The organism is Streptomyces cavernae (assembly GCF_004023625.1).
Classification (GTDB): Bacteria; Actinomycetota; Actinomycetes; order Streptomycetales; family Streptomycetaceae; genus Streptomyces; species Streptomyces cavernae.
On record NZ_RPDJ01000015.1, the window covers coordinates 38,266 to 55,096 of the forward strand.

The following is a 16,831-nucleotide window of genomic DNA, read 5'->3' on the forward strand; positions in this document are numbered from 1 at the left end:
GTGTCACCGCCGCGGAGATATGTAGGCGACGGTGTCGGTGGGGCGGCCCGATATCACGCACGGCGCGATTTCGGATGCGCGGCGCAGCCCGAGCACCTCTCCCAGCCCCCAGGCGGCCACCTCGGTGACGGCCTCCTCGGAAGGCTCCAAGGGCGCCACGGCCACCTCACGTTCGGCGAGCACGTCCCGCACGGTGCGGGCGTCGGCCCGCCGGCACTGGCGCTCGACGAAGCTCCGGGACCGGCGTAGATACCCGGTGCCGACCTCGTCCAGTGCGGGTGGCAGCACGTCGGCCAGTTGCTCGACGTCCGCCGGAAGCAGCACGGCCTCCTCCCGGGTGTCGGCCCGCACGATGACGGCCCGCGTCCGGTCGTCCGCGCGGCGCCGAGGCTGGAGGTACACGCGCAGCGGAACACCCTGGAGCTGCCAGCGGGCGTGCAGGCGCCCCACCGTACGGCGGTCGATGCCCGCGTGGAGCCGGCATCGGACGCCCTTGTCCCGCAGGACGGCGCACAGTCGGCGCGCGGCCGCCTCTTCCTCGTGGCCCGTGTCGGGAAGGGTGATCGCCACCTGAACCGGCGCCAGATCGGGGTGGACCAGCAGGCTGCCTTCCGAGTCGAGCCCCAGCATCAGGTGCATCAACACCAGCCGCCGGGTGAGCGCACCGGTCACGTGGTGGGTGAACTCACGCTCCCTGCCGTCGCGGTGAGCGACTCCGTAGATCCGGGAGAACTGCTGGCCCTGCCGGTAGACGCTGCCGACCTGGATGGTGGAACCGTGCGGCAGCGGAACATCCCCGCCGACGGTGACCTCCGCGACAGCGCCGTTGTTGGTCCACGGTGGACGCGTCGACCACAAGACAGGAACGTGCAGCGCGTGGCAGACCTCGCGGGCCATCGTGACCGCGTCGCGAAAACCGTCCGTCGCCCCGGCGTGATCGGCGAAGCACGCTTGGAACTCGAACACGTCCAGCGCCTCGATCGCACGGAAGACACTGCGCCCGGCGCGAGCCGGGCGGAAGTACCGAGCGCGGCGGTAGGCGCGGATCGGCAGGTCGCGTCGGCTGCGGACGGTCCGGGCCCAGTGGGTGTAAACCGCGCTCTCGCCGGTCGGGCTGAGCACCATGCGCTTGCGTCCAGAGGCCCAGTCGTCGTCGCCGCCCGCGTACAGCAGCTGACCTTCCAAAGGCATGATCTGCCGGGTCGGCTCCAGTGTCTCCGCCGGCACCAGCATGGGGTAGTCGTATTCCTCGTAGCCGTGCTCCTCGTAGATCTGAGTGAGGATGCTCTGGAAGCGCCGGACGAGTGCGACTCCGTACGGCAGGGTGACCGTTGCCCCGGGCAGCGCGATGGTGGTCGTGTCGACAACACCGGCCGAGCGCAGCCAGGTGGCAAAGCTGCCCATGTCGAACGGGCCGGTGTCGGCCGGCTTCGCAATGTCGGTGAGCGCCTGGACCTTGTCGCCGTTCCGCGGTGGTTGCCAGGGGAGAGTCGGCGCGGACGGGGGCGGCGGTTGAGGAGGAGCCCCGTCGTCGAAGGGCAGCAGCGAGGCCGGGTCAAGCTTGTGCACGGCCCGCCTCCGCCGATGGGATGCCGGTGTCGAGTTCCGAGACACAGAGCCGGAACTTGCCCGTCGATGATTCCGGCATGTGATCCAGGGACTCGTAGTCCATGGCGAACCGGTAGCCGGTGTGGTGGTGGATGCGCTCGGTGAGGGTTTCGGTGGTCTGCCTGCTGAGACCGTCGGGGGCGTACATCTTCACCCGCAGTCGGTGCGGCTCGCGCTGCACCACCTGGAACCAGTGGATTTCGGGGAAGCGCATGAACAGGTAGGAGAAGAGGTAGGAGTCGACCCGGTCTCCGGCCGGGGTGACGACAAGATCCTGCAGCCGTCCCGCGACCGGCGTCATACCCGGGTACGGCAGGGATCCGGCGGGCCCGGGCCCCAGTGAGGCCGCCAGGTCGCTCGTCTCGTAGCGGATCAGGGGCATCGACCGGTTGTTGAGAGTCGTGAGCACGACCCGGCCGGTCTGGCCGGGCGCGCAGGGGTTGCCCTCGTCGTCCAGGAACTCGACGTATACGTTCTCCGTCTGTATCAGCATCGGTCCGCCGCCGGGATGTTCATGGGACACGATGTTTGTCTCCCGCATGCCGTACTTGTCGTAGACCGCGCAGCCCAGTACGCGCTCCATGGTCTGGCGCAGCGCTGGAGGGAGCGGTTCCGAGGTGCCCTGCACGGCGCGCAGTCCGGGAATCTGCGTCCCTCGCCGTTCGGCCTCCTTGGCGATCAGGTGCATGGCGTTGGAGTACGTGCTGACCAGGGCGGGCCGGAACTGCACCAGCTTGTCGAGCACGCTGCCGACCAGTTCCCGCGAGAGGCGGAAGGTGTTGAACTCCCGGCGGTTGGTGGAGAGGTTCTCCATCCGGTCGGTGATCTGTTTGAACGACCAGTAGATCTCCGAACCCCACAGCAGGACGAACGGATCGCCCAGCCGCCAGTCGGCGCACCACTCGTAGGTGCGCAGCTGGTGGGCGCGCATCCACATCCGGAAGTCGGCGTCCTGCTGGAACTGCGCTCGGCGGCCGGTCGATCCACTGGAGTAGTTGGTCTGCAGGGTGGCCCGGTCTGCTTCGCTGGACAGCAGTCGGTCCTGTTCCCTGATCAGGATGTCCCGGGTGAGCAGCGGCAGCTGACTCAGCTGCTCGGGCGAGTCCAGCCGCCGCAGGCCGCGCTCGTCCATCACCCGCCGGTAGTAGGGCACGGTTCGATAGGCGTGGCTGACCACCGAGCGGAGCTTGTCGAACTGGAGTTCCTGCATGCGTTCGAAGGACTGCTCCTGGTTCGCGCGGAGCAACTCAAGGCGGTCCCGGACGGAGGCCCTGCCGCGCAGACGCTGTTCGAACCAGTAGAGGGACTGGGCGGTTCTCCGTGGAACGTGCATGGCTTGCACCCTTTCGACGTTCAGCGATGGTGAAGGTGCCGGTAGCGGTCGAGCTGCAGCGGTTCCGGTGCCGCTTCCGGCGTGAGGGTCCGGGCGTGGTTCCTCAGCCAGCGCTCTCGGCGCTCGACGAAGCGCTCCTCCAGGTCGGCACCGAACCAGGCCGCGAGGACGGCGGAGTGGCTGAACGACGCCCGGGGGTCCTCGATGTCGAAGTTGTCGTCCCAGTCGTAGAAGAGCACGTCCCTGCCGCTGCTCAGCGCGCCGGTGATCTCATCGACGACGGAGTCCGGGACGAGCCGGTCCAGGACGTGGAGGTAGGCCGGCAGGTAGATGAGATACCGCGCGGACACCAGGTCAAGGGTTCGGTTGCCATATCGCAGAGTCGACGCCTCGTAGGAAAAGGCTTCGCGACGCTCGTGCTCGGGTGGGCGCTTGCTCGGCAGCCCGCGCAGCATGCCGAGGGCGACCTGACCGTCCACGATCTTGAGTGACTGCCAGATTGCTTCGACTGAGCAGGCGTACCTGTCCAGGCCCGGTACCGGGATCCGCCAGGATTGTTCGTAGTGGAAGGGGTTCATGGCGCGGAAACGGCGCGACGACGCGGGCGCGGCCTCGCTGGTGTCGACCATGAGGCAGTTGCCGGAGTCCCGCTCCCCGTTTCCTCGCCGTGTGCCGGCACTGCGGCTGACGGCGTGGCAGCGACCTCTCGGGTTGCCGTTCCCCGGGTTCACGACAGACCTGACAGGGCGGCGGACCGGTCGGCCCTTTCCACGAGGCGCGCGATGACATCCTCCGGAACGCAACCGCGGGCTCCGGGGTCCAGCTCCAGCCAGGGAGCTGAGAGCCCGTCCGAGGACGCTTCGACCAGCTCGCCGAATCGCTGGGGGGCGCGTGCGCACTCCTCCATCAGGTCGTCGAGCCCACAGCGTGCGATCGCGTAGGATTCCTCGCCACCGGAAGCAGGCGTCACCACGCAGCGCACCCGGCCGTCGCGAAGGTACGCCTGGAACCGGGGCGTGTTGTGCACCAGTTGCCACTGCGGTCGCTGTTCGCGGTAGGCGTTGCCGCGTTGCCAGTCGACGATCCGGATGCCGGCGGCGTCGGCGGCCTGACGCAGCGCGGCAGGAATGTCGGAGAACGGCACGACCACGGCGAAGGCGCCCAGTTGGGCGTAGGTGTGCAGTTCGTCGGCCCGCGGCAGATCGGTGAGATAGACGACGTACGGGACGGTGGGTGCCTCGGCAGGGAATGCCGCGGCCAGTCTGGCCGCCAGGTCCCAGGTGCCGTCTTCCCGGACCTCGGCCAGTGCGGTCCCAGCTGTGCCACTGCCCGGGACGGCCGCGCAGGCGCGGGTGTGCCCTGGCGTGTCGGCCACTGCGGTCTGCAGTGGTATGAGCCAGTCCGCGTGCGTTTCGAAGGACCAGCGGTAGCCGAGATCCTCCTTCTCCAGCATGAGGGTGCTCATGTTGTGGATGTCGAGGGGAGCCTCCAGCGGCACGTTGACCACCGAGAAACCGGCCTCACGCAGCAGATGGTCCCGGCGCGGGTTGTTGCTGAGCAACTGGACTGAGGAAACGCCCAGGTGGCGCAGGATCATTACGACGGGCTCGTACGAGCGGGCGTCCACCGGTGCGTTCAGACGCCGGTACACCTCCGCGGTGTCCAGGTTCTCCCGCTGACGCATGGCGTAGATGGCGAAGTGGGCGGCGATGCCGAGGCCACGGGCGTCCTGGTCGACGCCGTAGAGCAGCAGTCCACGTCCCTGCCGGGCGAAACTGTCCATGGCCGCCTGCAGTTGGAACCCGCAGTCGCACTGCGCGGATCGCAGGACGTGTCCGAAGACACAGGCGGATTCGATCCGCAGCGGAACGGGTTCACCGTTGTCCAGATCACCGGTGTACGCCGCTATCCAGCGTCCGCCGGCGAATTGGAAGTGCCACAGGTCGAAGTGCGTGACGCGCCCGTCCCACCGTAACGGCAGCCGGGCAGGCCCGTCGGGGGCCGGAAGGGGAGGGATGTCCATCATGAACTCATCTCGGTCAGCTCTTGGTCGCGTACGAGCACCATGCGGGTGTGGGAGTCGATGGGGTGGTGCGGGACGCCGAACGCCAGGAAGTCGAGCTGCTCGTCGTCCAGCGGTCCCTGGACCCCGTGGGGGTACTCGGCCGGCACGTATATGGAGTCTCCGGGCACGAGGACGTGGTCCTCGCCGTCGATGTGCAGGCCGCCGCGACCGCCCAGCACGTACAACAGGTGGGCGCCTTCGTGGACATGGAGGGGGAACGAGGTGCCGGGGAGCATGGTGATCCGGTCGATCCCGATGGAGAGATCGGAGAGGATCCTGGCCTGGGCGCCGCCGACTCCCGTGATGTTCTCCAGGCGTACTCCGGCGTCGTCGTACATGGTCCGCCGGACGCCATCCAGGAGATTCTGGATGTGATCATCCGGGGAGAATCGCTGTTTCATGGGAAAGCTCCTTGTCCGGGCGGACACGACGGGTCCGCTGACCGTGGGGGGACAGGTCGGTGTGCCATCACTCGGCGCGGCAGGGCGATCCGGTGGCCGAGGACGCGACAATGCGACGCATTTCGCGGAAAGGGAGGCTGCGTCAGAAATCACAGCTCCACAAAACTCTGTTGATTTGACTTTATGTAGTGTCACTATCCTTTGTCAATAAACTCGGGAAATTCAGTCACTCGCGTCGGCCGGAAGGCTGCGGAACAGCCGTCCCTGTCTCCGCCGGTTTCTCGCTGCCCCAGCCTTCCGCCAACGCGCCGCCGAGTGCCGACCTGACCGCATCCACCAGTCCCCGCCGGCCCAGTTCATCCAGCAACGGACCGGTCATGTCCCCCTGCCAGTGCCGGACAAGGGCCTCGTCGCGGGGAGAGAGCGGTGACGACGCCCGCCCATCTGGCTGGTCCGCGAACAGCAGCCCCAGGCGGTCCGCCTCGCGCGCGGAGAGAACCTCGTGGAGGGCGGCGTGCCACGCGTCGGGCTCGTGTGCGGCGACGTACTCGTGCAGAGCCGCCGGTTCGGTGCCCAGGCGGGCGTGCGCTTCGCGTGCCGCCCGTTGCTGGCGCACGACCCGCAGCAGTTTCTCCCAGTAGTAGGTGCTCTCGAAGTCGAAGCCGGTGCCCGTACCGCCGTCCGCGCCGACCCCGTCAACCGCATGCGGCGGTGTGCCGTCGTGCAGCACCTGCCGGATGCGGGTGAGCATGGCGAGGGCGTCGTCGCGCTTCACATCCGGGCGGTTGGCACGGACGTAGTCCCGCAGGGCCTCCAACTCGTCCGCAGTCACGTGGAGATCACGGCCGGCCTTCAGCACCTGGCCCCAGGAGCGCTCCGGGTAGAAGGCGCGTTTCGCGGCCGCCGTCAGCAGATCGCAGGTGCCGGAGGTGATGAGGCCCGCGTCGCGCGCGGCGCCGAGGCCCGCCCGGATGTTCACCATGGCCTCGGACAGGGGCCGGTACCCCTCGTCCGCCGGAGCGTGGACCAGCGTGACCTCGTCGTCGTCCTCGTATTCGAGGGCGCGGTAGCCCTCGAACACCCGGCCCACCCCTTCCATCCCGAAGGTGTGCAACTCGGCGGCGCGCAGGGCCCCCATGCTGGACGCCCCGAAGACGCGGACGCCCTTGGACAGGGCGTACAGGATCTCCTTGTGCCATACCGTCGGCACCTGCTCGAACAGCCCGTCCACGATGCCGATGACAGCGGGTGGTTCCCGGTCGAGCACCAGCTCGGTCACGTCTCCACAGGTCACGGGGGGTAGATAGACGGCATCCAGGACTTCTCGGGCTCGCTCGACCGGCAGGCTCGGCCCTAGGAACACATAAACGCTCACAGCCCGGCCTCCTGCTTCCGGCGCGCCCGTTCCCGAGCCCGGCGGCCGGGGGTGTAACCGATGAACAGTGAGTAGTGCTCAAGCCCGGGGACGACTACCTTGACAGTGGGAATGCGTAGTTCGGGCCGGGTCAGGTCGACGACGGTCACGCAGTCGATCCCGATGCCCCGCAGGCGGTCGAGTATGTCGGTGAGGTCGTCGTTGAGTACGGGATTGTCGATGCCGACCGACGGGTCGAAGACCCGGGTTCCGGGACGGGAGAAGAACACCTGTCGGGTCATCGCCAGGGTGCGCGCGCTGTTCTGCGCGTCGTACATGGTGCGGAAGTTCTCGTCGCGACTGGCCGCGATAACAGTGATCCGGCTCTGTGCTGCCTCGGTCAGCGCGCGGGACAGGGCGACCGCCGGTGAGGTGTGGGCTCCATAGCCCCAGCACGCGCCGAACGAGCGCCACCCGGGCCGTTCGGCGCGCTCCACCACACAGCACTGGAAGACCGGTATGCCGGTGTCGCCGGTGACGTCCCATACGGCGACCTCCAGTCCGGCGTCCTCGAAAGCCGCGATGAGGCCCTTGCAAGCCGGGTCGTTCACGGTGGTCGTGTCCACCTTGGTGGCGTCGGCGTCCGCCTTGCTGCGCAGCCCGGTCCACCACAGCGTCAGGGCGTCGCGTTCCACGAGTTCACAAATTCCGTGGATCGTCGCCTCGACGAGGTTGTTGCCGGACGCCAGTCCGTTGGAACCCACCTTGAAGGTGGTGTCGGCGTAGTCCAGTCCCACCTTGTTGAGCCGCACGTTCTCGTGCGGTAGCCACATCGGTGAGCACTGGAGCAGGTCATAGCCTTCCACCCAGTACATCGGGAGGTCGTCGCGCAAGGCCGCCCGGGCGGGCGTTTCACGTGAGCCCTCGCCCGCCGTGTCGAGGCCGCCACGCAGCGGCAGTTGGTGGATGTCGAGCACCGGGAACCGCCGCCTGAGGTTTCGGTACGAGTCGTGCCGCAGCGGGCCGTCGAAGAACTCGGCGTGCCAGTACTCGATCGACTCCATGAGCGCGGAAGCCTTCGCCGCGTCGTGGTCGACGCCCTTGCCCTGAGAGACCGACAGGGAGCGGGAGTTGGGCCGGATCGCGTTGTAGACCGGTATCCCGATCCAGTCGAGACCCGTCATATTGGCCAGCCTGGTGATGCCGAAGCGATCCATCATCGCGCCGTAGTCGGCCAGGGTCTCCGACGGCGGGCGGGAGCGATGCGTACCGTCGCGGTGCTCCTTGGGATACCTCGTGCTCAATGCCTTCATTGCCACCTCTCGATCGGTTCTGAACCGGGAACGCGGGCTCATGGGACGGGGCCGCCGGAAGACTCGCTGACGGCTTGCTGCTGAATGGGGAACTGGAAGGTGGAGTAGTCCCCGGCTGTTACGAGCGCGACGGCCAAGCGGCGCAGCCCTGGGTAAGTGCCGTTTGGCAGTGACACGTCGAGCGTTGTCACACCGGGTGCCAGCCGGTGAGGCACGCCGGCGTTCTCCTCGTGACCGCCGACCGGCTGCAGGCAGGTCACGAACCAGCCGCCCGCGGGCAGCGGAGCGGGGAAGGTCAGCCGGATACCCGGGCCGGCGGTGCGGTCGGCCGTGGGAGGCCCGAATCCGTGGGGCAGGCTGTAGGCGGGGCCGCACCTTTCGCACACGTAGAGGCGCCGCGGCGCCGTGGTCCAGCGGGGTACCAGCTCCAAACTCAGCAGCCGACGGCCACAGTCGTGGCGTCGGCCGGTGTCGGTCTCCGGGCTGTAGCCGATGGCGCCGGTCAGGTAGTCGTGGACGTCTGGGCCCCGACGGGCGAGGATGACACGGAAGAAGGCCGTCAGAGCACGCCCCGTGTCCTCCTGCCCGGTCGGCGGGAGGCCGTTCTCAAGCCGTCGGCGCTCCCCGTCCAGCAGGGCGGCCAGCCTGCTTCCCAACTGGGCCGGACAGTCGTCGGCGGCGACCGCGGCCCTGACCATGACGGCTTGGAGCAGGAGTTCGCCCGCGCGTGCGAGCGTCTCGTCCGGGCAGAGGTAGCCGATGCGTGCGTCCCCCTCACTCACCGCTCGCCTCACCGGTGCCGAAAGCCCGCAGGACGGAGAAGTGTCCTTCCACGGCGTGCACCAGGAACACCCGGCACGCACCGGGAGGAACCTGGGCACAGCCTCGGGAGGCCGGCACCGTCACGCGTCCCGGAGTCCGGCCGGCGAACACCAGGGTGCAGGCCCCCGTCAGGCCATCGTGTTCCCATCGCACCAGGGCACGGTGAGCTTCGTGCCGGACGTGCCGCGGCACCCGCGCCGACGCATCCGGAACGTCGGCGAGCAGCCCGTCGACGGTGCACCGGCGTACCAGCCGACGGTAGTCGCGATACAGAGGACTGCGGTGTTCCCGCGTCACGACCGGACGGGCACACTGAGGGCAGGGCGCGGACTGTCGGCTCCCGGCCGGTACGCACAGGTGCGCCCACGCGGGTTCGTCGGGCCCGACGCCCGTCGCGTCGGCCGTCCGGGCTGCGACCCAGTCGGCCAGTGATCGGGCCAACCGCCGGTCGGACACCGGCAGAACGGACTGCGTCCGGATCGCTCGCACGCCTGCTTCGGCCAGGAGCCGCGCCGCGCCGACGTCACCGTTGTGGGCCGCCATGTCGGAGGCGAAGAGCAGGCGGGGCGCGGGCTCCAGGGGGCGGGGACCGCTGATCGGGGAGTCCGCCGATGACGGGTGCGGGCCGGCCCGTTCGGGGCCGGAGCCGGGAGGGGGCGCCGGGGGAGTCCTCGCTCCGGGCCTCCGCCTGCCCGCTCTCCTCGGCACCGGATCGTGGTCCTGGGCGAGGTGGGGGTCGGATGTCGCCGTCAGGGTCAGGTCTGGGTCGCCGACGCACAGATAGGACGGCGGTCCGCCCGCGGACAGGGCGTTGACCCGAAGGGCGACCTCTCCCAGGGAGGCGCCGTTGCGCAGGAGGGTTGCCACGGCCACGCCCAGTTGCGGGGTTCCATGGTTGATACGGGTGGAGGCGACCAGGCCGACGGTGTCGCGGCCCGTCAGCAGGCGCCGTGAGAACTGGAACCGCGGATCGAGCAAGCCGCCATGCGGCTGGTAGGCGGAGCAGGAGAGCATCACCATCAGGCGGGTACGTACCGCGGACGCGCCGTGGAAGGCCACAAATCCTGTCTTGTGGTCGAGCCTGCAGTGCCCTCCCCCCTGGCAGGGCAGGAACTTCTCCCCTTGCCGTCCGGGAGCGGGCCGGGAGGGGTCGGCCTGGAGGCACAGTACGTGGCTGCCGACCCGGAAGTCGGCACCGTTGCCGTGGCTGTGCAGTACCACCGCTTCCACGCCCGTACGCAGCAGCTCCAGGAACTGCCCCGCCTGTGCCGAGCCATAGGCATCGGGCAGCCCGCCGGGAGGACCGGAACGGAAATCGCAGTACAGCGCGGTGCGGTGGGCGAACGGCCGGTGCAGTCGGCGGAGGGCCCAGGCTCGTGCCACCAGAAACGCTGCCTCCGTACGATCCATCGGCAGGGGAAGGACACCCACGGGCAGGTTCATGTTCCGGCCGTGCTCGAACAGCATCCCGGCGGTGCCGAAGTCGAAGTCCTCCTCGGGCAGAACGACGAAACCGGAACCGCTTTCCGCAGCGGCGATCGCGGCCCGAGGCCACTCTCTGCCACCGGACACGGCCAGGAACGGTCGCCCCAGCGCGTCGGCGTAACTCCGCGCGAGGTCGCCCCCCGTGCCCCACCCGATGACCAACCCGCCGCTATGAACACCCTGGTCGTGCGCCTCCCGGCTCCTGTTCGTGACCGGTGCCGCGACGGCGGCCGGCAGGCCGAGCATCGTGAGTCGGTGCACGAGCACCGTGGCCGAGACGTCGTCGGGAGGGGTGAGGACCGAGGGGTTCCCGCTGACTGCCACCCCTGACCGTGTGGGGCCGATGACTGTCGAGAGCCCTGCTCCACCAGAGTCCACTGGGACCGCCGAAGGGAAGTTGACTGACTTCACAATATTTTTTGTATCACAGTCACATTCTCTTGTCACTATTCAAGTCCGTAGGTTAGATTCCTCGCCAGGGCGCCAGGGAGGCGACCGCCAGGGCGCGAAATGGAGGATCTGTCGATGACTTCAGCAGGCAGTGGAGAGGAAAGCTTCGAGCCTGGCCCGAGGAAGCTGGACGTGGAGGGGGACGACGTGGGCGGGGACATCGCTCCCGCTACGGATTTAGATGATGCCCAGACTTATTTCGAGGAGTTGGCCATGGTCAAGGACAGCATTCTCGAAGGCGTTATCACCTACTGGTGATCGTCCGAGGCCCGGTCGCCGGGCCGCCCAGACAGCAGGTCCCCGGCCCGGAGACTCCGACCGGATCAGCAGGAAGGACACATGCCCGTGCAACCGCAGGTGCTGGAACCGAGCGAGATCGACAAGTTTCGGTCCCAGGGGTTCCTGGGACCCCTCGCGCTCATGCCACCTCAGGAGATGACCCGGCTCCGCGGGGATCTTGAAAAGGTCCTCGCCTCCCCGGGGCTGGCACCGTCACCTCCGCCGGAGGAATCCGAGGGCCGGCTCTCCTCGCTCGTCGCCGACCGAGGTGGTGCCGGCCCGGTGCCATATGTGGAATGCCGACACCTTGACTCACCCGTCGTGCACCAGTTGTGCACACATCCGAGGCTGCTGTCGGTGGCGCGTTCCCTGTACGGGCCGGATCTGCTGCTGTGGCGTTCCACCTTCATCGCCAAGGCGTCCGGTGGGCCCGAGTTCCGGTGGCACCAGGACTGGGGCGGTGTGCACGCGCCGGACGAGGCGTACGGGCTGGAGCCGCCGCTGCTCTTCACCTTCTGGATAGCCATTACCGAGGTGACGGAGGACAACGGGTGTCTGCGCTTCCTGCCCGGCACACGCGCCGTGCTGCCCACTGTGCCTTCCGGGCCCGGTAAGCGCGCCACCCTCTTGGTGGACGAAAAGGCTGTGGACGATTCGGCCGCGGTCTCGGTGCCGCTTCAGCCAGGGGAGTTCGTGGTGTTCACTGACCGGGCCCTGCACTCCTCGCCTCCGAACGCCTCGCAGGCCGAGCGACTCGGCCTGGCGGTTCGCTTCACACTGCCGGCGGTAAAGGTCAGGCCGCACTTCCCCCAGCACGCGTGCATGCTGGCTTCAGGCGAAGACCGGACGCTGTTCAATACCCTCGCGTCCCCGCCGGTCTAGACAAGCCTGGCCTGGTCACCTCCCCGCGCGGCCGCGGTCGCGCCGCTGTGCGGGACGACCCTGACAAAGGCCATGCCGCCTCGCCTCTTTGGTCATGCCCCTGGTCACAGCCGGCCCCTGCGGCCCGCTACTGGGGCCGTCGACAGCCGACCGAAGGCCGACGGACCTGATACCGGTTTTCAGCCCATGTGAGCGGTGGATCACCTTGGACCCCGTCATCTCTTCCCCACCCGAAGTAACCCCGCCGCGCTTCCGGCGTCTGATGGCGAGCTTCCCCAGTGGCGTATCGATCATCACGGCGGTGGACGACGCCCGCACTCCCCGGGGCATGACATGCTCCGCGCTGTGCAGTGTCACCGTCGCTCCACCGACTCTGCTGGTCGGAATGCGAGCCGCAAGCTCGACTCTCCGGGCCGTCATGCAGAGCGGGGTCTTCGCGGTCAACCTGCTCCACGCCCGGGGGCGCAAGACCGCAGAGTTGTTCGCCTCGGGGACTCCCGAGCGTTTCCGTCTGACCGCCTGGCGCTTTCCTGAGGGCCATGGCGGCCCTCAGCTCACCGAGGCCGCCCACACAGTGGCTGACTGCCGAGTCACCCACACCGTGAGTGTCGGAGAGCAACGCGTTGTCTTCGGTGAGGTCTTCTGCATCACTGAGCTGGCCGAACCCGAGCCGCTGCTCTACGGTTTGCGACGGTACGGCTCCTGGCCAGGAACGTAGGACGCCTCCTGACAAAGGTGATCATCAATAAGAAGCAAGGAGTCCGCGTCCACGGACGCCGCGAAGCCGGATGTCCCGTACCGTCCTCGTCCGCGCAGCGGATGGAGCCCGGGCGCAGGGTGCCGGTACCCGGTGCCACTTCACCCCAGCGCGGACTCCACCAAGGAGGCCGCGGCCCTCATGCCGGCCTCGTTCGGGTGGTACGTCGCCCGTCCGGAGGCCGGCTTGTACTTCTCCACCTACGGGTCGGCCGCGCATGCGTCGTGGCCGTGGCCGGCCGTGGCGAGGCGGACCAGGGTCGCCCCGGTGTCGTTCGCCGCGGTGATGGTCGCCTGCGCCAGGCGTTGGGCGACGCCGCGCTCGAACGTCCGCTGATCGGCGGTGAGCGGTACACCGGTGCAACCACCGGTGTCGGGCAGGAGAGTGGAGTAGCTCACCAGGAGGACCCGCGCCTGCGGGGCCTTGGCGTGGACTGCGTTCACAACGTTGCCGATCCGTTGGCCCACCTCGTCGAGGGCGGGGTTGACCGCGGCCCGGTCCACGGTGCCGCAGTTCGTGCCGCCGCTGTTCTGGCAGGAGTAAGTGACCATGCTGCCCGGACAGTTGACGTCGTTGCCGCCGATGGTGATCGTGACCAGGTCGGTCGCGCCGGCCACCGCGTTGATCTGCGGCGGTCGCGAAACCTGGCCGGTGGTGAGGATGTTCGCCGTCGTGGCGCCGCTGCAGGTAATTCGGCTTCGGTGCCGTCGGTGGCCGCCACGACATCATGCGGCTGCTCAACCGCACGATCAAGCCGCACTTCGACCACTCGGGAACCTTCAACGACAACCGCTTCTCGTTGGCCGCGGCGTCGGCGATGCTCAGCCGGGTACTCACCGCGGAATGCCTCGACGAGCTGCTGCAGTGAGGCGAGCGGCTTCGTAAGCAGGCCGATGAACTGCTGCGTGGCCAGGGCTTCCAGGCCACCGGATGGGGCTCGCTCATCAGCATCCACCCCGTCGACCGCGAAGTCCGCTGCGCCGCCGACCTCGCGGGAGCCAACCGGCGCCGGGTCCAGTTCCTGTTCCACGAACTACTCGAGCGCGGTGTGTACATCGGGAGGTCAGGGTTCGTGACCCTGTCACTGGCCCAGGACGAGCAGACCGACGAGACCTTCTTGAACGCCCTTGAGGGCGGCCTGCAGGCGGCAGCCGCAAACGAGGTCTGACGACCGCGACCGCCACGGCCCACGACAACAACGGATGGAACTCATGACGACTGTCGACATGCTCGACTCGATCACCTTCGAAGCCGGATTTCCGGCGATGGCCCGCCGGCAAGGGGAAGCGCCCGGCACGGTGGATCTGCCGGCGAACCTGACGCCGGAGCAGCGGACGGCCACCCGCGAACTGCTCGACACGACCGGGTCGGTGCTCTTCCGCGGCTTCGGCGTGCGTACGGTCGACGACTTCGAGCGCGTTGCCCAGGGCCTGCTCGGCGAGCTCGCCCCCTACCGAGGCGGCGACTCGCCCCGGCAGGCGGGGAAGGGCTTCGTCTTCAACGCCGCGGGACCCAGCCCGTCCCGACTGCTCCGCGCGCACAACGAACTCTCCTACGCGCCCTGGCACCCCACGACGCTCTGCTTCGCCTGCGGCCGCCCGGCGGACGAAGGCGGCGCGACCACCATCATCGACGGGCACCGGGTGTACCAGTCGTTGCCCGCCGAGATCCGCGATGCGTTCCGGACCAAGGGCGTGACCTACATCCAGCACCTGCCGGACAACAGCGGTGACCCAAGCGGAATCAAGTCCTGGCCCGAGACCTTCGAGACCGACTCCCGCGAAAAGGTCATGGAGTGGTGCCAGAGCAGTTACACCTCGGCCGAATGGACGGACCTCGGCCTGCTCACCACGAACCGCACGCCGGGCACGCTGGCGGTGGGTTCGGACCACCGGGAGGCATGGTTCAATCAGGCGCACATCTGGCGCAAGGACGAAAGCGTCACCCCGGACGTGACCACCATGGACCGCCGGCGGACCCGGTTCGGCTACGGCGCCTTCTTCGGCGACGGCACGGAGATTCCCGCCGACTGCATCGACGTGGTCGGCCAGACACTGATCGACTGCACCGTGCCGGTCAACTGGGAAGCCGGCGACGTCCTGCTGGTCGACAACCGTGCCGTGATGCACGGCCGGTTGCCCTTCTCCGGCCAGCGCGAGGTCTTCGTGGCGTTCGCCTGATGAGCCCAACGAAACACCACAGCATGCTCTCCGGGAACGGTTGTCACCGTCGCCCCCGTCAGGATCCGGCCCTCCACGGTCGTCACCGTCGCCCCCGTCAGGATCCGACCCTCCTCGGGTTCCGCCACTTGTGGGTGGCGCAATCCGCGAGCCAGTTCGGCACCTACGTCAGCCGCGTCGTCCTGCCCCTGGTAGCGGCGACGACGCTGACGGCAACGCCGTTCGAACTGGGAGCCCTGTACGCCATCCAGAACGTGGCCTTTCTGGTCATCGGCCTCCCAGCCGGGGTATGGGTGGACCGGATGCGGCCGCGCACGGTGATGGTCACCGCCGACATCGTGCGCGCCGCACTGCTCGCGAGCATCCCGCTGGCATGGTGGGCGGGAGCACTGACCATGACCCACCTGCTGGCCGTCGGTCTCCTGCTCGGCTTCGCCTCGGTGATGTTCGACGTCGCCTACCTCTCCTTCCTGCCGGCTCTTGTGAGACCAGAAGACCTCATGGCGGGCAACTCGAGGCTGGAAACCAGCCGCTCGGTGTCCCAGGTGGCGGGACGGGCCGCCGGAGGCGGTCTGGCCGGGCTGCTGTCCGCCGTGAACGCGGTCGGGATTCAGGTGCTCTGCTACATCATCTCCGCAGTGAGCCTGAGCCGGATCCGTCAGGACGTGGACCCGGTACGACACGAACGCCGACCCATGCTGCCGGAGATCGCGGCGGGGCTGCGCTATGTGTTCACTGATCCGTTGATGCGGGCGATGACGTGCTGCTCGGCGACCTTCAGCCTCTGCTACGCCATCGCGTCCCCGCTGCTCGTGGTGATGCTGGTGGACGAGCTGAAGCAGCCGGAGTGGGCCGTCGGGGCGCTGATGGCGACCGGCGGAATCGGCGCTCTCGCCGGAGCGATGACCTCCCGGGTCGTCGCCCAACGGCTGGGCACGGCCCGGGTGATCTGGCTCGCCCTGGTGACTTGCATGCCGTTCGGCTTGCTGATGCCGCTCAGCTCCTCTGGGTGGGGTGTGCTGCTGTTCGCCATCCCGTGGTGCGTTCTGAACTACGGGCTGATCCTCTACAACGTGGCGCAGATCAGCTTCCGGCAGCAAGGGTGCCCGCCGGAGATGATGGCCCGGATGAACGCCACCGTGCGGTTCCTCATCTGGGGCGTACTCCCGCTCGGCGGAATAGCCGGCGGCACCCTGGGCGACTGGGCGGGCGTCCGCACGGGGCTGGCCGTCGCCGCCGCCGGGATGCTGCTCTCGGCCCTGTGGGTCCTGGCCTCGCCCCTGCGCACCATGCGGGAACTCCCGGCCGTCCCCGCGACCACGTGATCCGCACCTCCGCACACCGCCGCCTCCCTCCGGGGCAGGCAGAGAGGTCAGGGCAGTGGACCTGATGAACCCACCCCACACGGGGACGGATCTTTGGGAGTTCTCTTCCGTCCGCATGGCGGCGAGGGGCACCTGGACCAAGGACGCGGCCGGACGCGTCGTGATCTCCGCCTACGACGTCCTCGGCCGGGCTGCCGGCACCTGGAGCGCTCCGCCCTCGGCCGACCTGACCTCCACCACTGCCGATTCCTCTTCCGGTGTCCTTGCCTCATGACGCATGTCAACATCCCCGGTAGTACGCCGACATGGGCCGCATGGGCCGCGGACGGGCCCTTGTGGCCCATGCCGCGGCCCATGCGGTGGTACGAGGGTGGATGCAAGCCCGGAGGCGAGCGTGCGGGGGCGGATCCTCCCTCACAGGGACCGTCGCCCGGCTCCTTGGTCGGAATCAGGGGGGAAGGGGAGCTCGCCTCTCGGGCGGAGTACCGACCTGGGGATCGGTGCCGGCCGCTTCGGCGGTCTCCCGGGCGGGGCGGGGAATCGGGCGCCCCCGCCGGTGTCCACCGGGCCGTGACGC

General features: G+C 68.6%; 17 protein-coding genes. 7 read left to right on the top strand and 10 right to left on the bottom strand.

From position 1 onward, the window contains the following. Nucleotides 1-3: 3 nt before the first annotated feature. The 9 genes from EF387_RS25050 to EF387_RS25090 form a co-directional block, all read right to left on the bottom strand. Complete coding sequence (locus EF387_RS25050; RefSeq protein WP_128378877.1) at nucleotides 4-1,569, bottom strand: His/Gly/Thr/Pro-type tRNA ligase C-terminal domain-containing protein; 1,566 nt, start codon at nucleotides 1,567-1,569, stop codon at nucleotides 4-6. Next, complete coding sequence (locus EF387_RS25055; protein ID WP_128378878.1) at nucleotides 1,556-2,941, bottom strand: phenylacetate--CoA ligase family protein; 1,386 nt, start codon at nucleotides 2,939-2,941, stop codon at nucleotides 1,556-1,558. Before EF387_RS25055 ends, EF387_RS25050 begins: the two co-directional genes overlap by 14 nt. A gap of 20 nt (nucleotides 2,942-2,961) precedes the next feature. Then, on the bottom strand, nucleotides 2,962-3,570 hold the full coding sequence (locus EF387_RS25060; RefSeq protein WP_128378879.1) for a DUF6939 family protein: 609 nt from the start codon (nucleotides 3,568-3,570) through the stop codon (nucleotides 2,962-2,964). Nucleotides 3,571-3,668: 98 nt separating this feature from the next. After that, nucleotides 3,669-4,967, bottom strand: a complete 1,299-nt coding sequence (locus EF387_RS25065) for a GTP cyclohydrolase II (RefSeq protein ID WP_128378880.1) — start codon at nucleotides 4,965-4,967, stop codon at nucleotides 3,669-3,671. Continuing rightward, complete coding sequence (locus tag EF387_RS25070; protein ID WP_128378881.1) at nucleotides 4,964-5,407, bottom strand: cupin domain-containing protein; 444 nt, start codon at nucleotides 5,405-5,407, stop codon at nucleotides 4,964-4,966. The genes EF387_RS25065 and EF387_RS25070 overlap by 4 nt, the downstream gene beginning before the upstream one ends. A gap of 226 nt (nucleotides 5,408-5,633) precedes the next feature. Beyond that, on the bottom strand, nucleotides 5,634-6,686 hold the full coding sequence (locus EF387_RS47545) for a TfuA-like protein (protein WP_202918363.1): 1,053 nt from the start codon (nucleotides 6,684-6,686) through the stop codon (nucleotides 5,634-5,636). A gap of 92 nt (nucleotides 6,687-6,778) precedes the next feature. Beyond that, nucleotides 6,779-8,065, bottom strand: a complete 1,287-nt coding sequence (locus tag EF387_RS25080) for a YcaO-like family protein (protein WP_162467205.1) — start codon at nucleotides 8,063-8,065, stop codon at nucleotides 6,779-6,781. A 47-nt stretch (nucleotides 8,066-8,112) separates the two neighbouring features. Next, nucleotides 8,113-8,856, bottom strand: a complete 744-nt coding sequence (locus EF387_RS25085) for a hypothetical protein (protein WP_128378883.1) — start codon at nucleotides 8,854-8,856, stop codon at nucleotides 8,113-8,115. Then, nucleotides 8,849-10,705, bottom strand: a complete 1,857-nt coding sequence (locus EF387_RS25090; RefSeq protein ID WP_128378884.1) for a hypothetical protein — start codon at nucleotides 10,703-10,705, stop codon at nucleotides 8,849-8,851. The genes EF387_RS25085 and EF387_RS25090 overlap by 8 nt, the downstream gene beginning before the upstream one ends. Nucleotides 10,706-10,906: 201 nt before the next feature. Between EF387_RS25090 and EF387_RS25095 the strand changes: the two genes are divergently transcribed. From EF387_RS25095 to EF387_RS25105, 3 genes are all read left to right on the top strand, one after another. Then, nucleotides 10,907-11,089: a hypothetical protein gene (locus EF387_RS25095; RefSeq protein ID WP_128378885.1), complete on the top strand. Its 183-nt coding sequence runs from the start codon at nucleotides 10,907-10,909 to the stop codon at nucleotides 11,087-11,089. An 81-nt stretch (nucleotides 11,090-11,170) separates the two neighbouring features. Further along, entirely contained in the window at nucleotides 11,171-11,992 is an 822-nt protein-coding gene (locus EF387_RS25100; protein ID WP_128378886.1) for a phytanoyl-CoA dioxygenase family protein, read from the top strand. 262 nt (nucleotides 11,993-12,254) lie between these two features. Then, nucleotides 12,255-12,710, top strand: a complete 456-nt coding sequence (locus EF387_RS25105; protein WP_128378887.1) for a flavin reductase family protein — start codon at nucleotides 12,255-12,257, stop codon at nucleotides 12,708-12,710. A 239-nt stretch (nucleotides 12,711-12,949) separates the two neighbouring features. Here EF387_RS25105 and EF387_RS25110 read toward each other — a convergent pair whose 3' ends face one another. Next, on the bottom strand, nucleotides 12,950-13,441 hold the full coding sequence (locus EF387_RS25110) for an SGNH/GDSL hydrolase family protein (protein WP_338058128.1): 492 nt from the start codon (nucleotides 13,439-13,441) through the stop codon (nucleotides 12,950-12,952). Between the two features lie 35 nt (nucleotides 13,442-13,476). Between EF387_RS25110 and EF387_RS46760 the strand changes: the two genes are divergently transcribed. The 4 genes from EF387_RS46760 (at nucleotide 13,477) to EF387_RS25125 (ending at nucleotide 16,528) form a co-directional block, all read left to right on the top strand. Next, nucleotides 13,477-13,617: a hypothetical protein gene (locus EF387_RS46760; protein ID WP_155589785.1), complete on the top strand. Its 141-nt coding sequence runs from the start codon at nucleotides 13,477-13,479 to the stop codon at nucleotides 13,615-13,617. A gap of 343 nt (nucleotides 13,618-13,960) precedes the next feature. Beyond that, a complete protein-coding gene (locus EF387_RS25115; protein ID WP_162467206.1) occupies nucleotides 13,961-14,929 on the top strand; it encodes a TauD/TfdA family dioxygenase in 969 nt (322 codons plus the stop codon). A gap of 23 nt (nucleotides 14,930-14,952) precedes the next feature. After that, complete coding sequence (locus EF387_RS25120; RefSeq protein WP_274388957.1) at nucleotides 14,953-16,254, top strand: MFS transporter; 1,302 nt, start codon at nucleotides 14,953-14,955, stop codon at nucleotides 16,252-16,254. Between the two features lie 64 nt (nucleotides 16,255-16,318). Continuing rightward, nucleotides 16,319-16,528 carry a hypothetical protein gene (locus EF387_RS25125; RefSeq protein ID WP_128378890.1) on the top strand — a complete coding sequence of 70 codons (210 nt, stop codon included), beginning with the start codon at nucleotides 16,319-16,321 and terminating at the stop codon, nucleotides 16,526-16,528. Nucleotides 16,529-16,831 lie beyond the last annotated feature (303 nt).

Coding starts and splice junctions, on each gene's coding strand:
- EF387_RS25055 (WP_128378878.1), bottom strand. CDS start 2,941: ATGCACGTTCCACGGAGAACCGCCCAGTCCCTCTACTGGTTCGAACAG.
- EF387_RS25060 (WP_128378879.1), bottom strand. CDS start 3,570: ATGGTCGACACCAGCGAGGCCGCGCCCGCGTCGTCGCGCCGTTTCCGC.
- EF387_RS25065 (WP_128378880.1), bottom strand. CDS start 4,967: ATGATGGACATCCCTCCCCTTCCGGCCCCCGACGGGCCTGCCCGGCTG.
- EF387_RS25070 (WP_128378881.1), bottom strand. CDS start 5,407: ATGAAACAGCGATTCTCCCCGGATGATCACATCCAGAATCTCCTGGAT.
- EF387_RS25095 (WP_128378885.1), top strand. CDS start 10,907: ATGACTTCAGCAGGCAGTGGAGAGGAAAGCTTCGAGCCTGGCCCGAGG.
- EF387_RS25100 (WP_128378886.1), top strand. CDS start 11,171: ATGCCCGTGCAACCGCAGGTGCTGGAACCGAGCGAGATCGACAAGTTT.
- EF387_RS25105 (WP_128378887.1), top strand. CDS start 12,255: ATGGCGAGCTTCCCCAGTGGCGTATCGATCATCACGGCGGTGGACGAC.
- EF387_RS46760 (WP_155589785.1), top strand. CDS start 13,477: ATGCGGCTGCTCAACCGCACGATCAAGCCGCACTTCGACCACTCGGGA.
- EF387_RS25115 (WP_162467206.1), top strand. CDS start 13,961: ATGACGACTGTCGACATGCTCGACTCGATCACCTTCGAAGCCGGATTT.
- EF387_RS25120 (WP_274388957.1), top strand. CDS start 14,953: ATGCTCTCCGGGAACGGTTGTCACCGTCGCCCCCGTCAGGATCCGGCC.
- EF387_RS25125 (WP_128378890.1), top strand. CDS start 16,319: ATGAACCCACCCCACACGGGGACGGATCTTTGGGAGTTCTCTTCCGTC.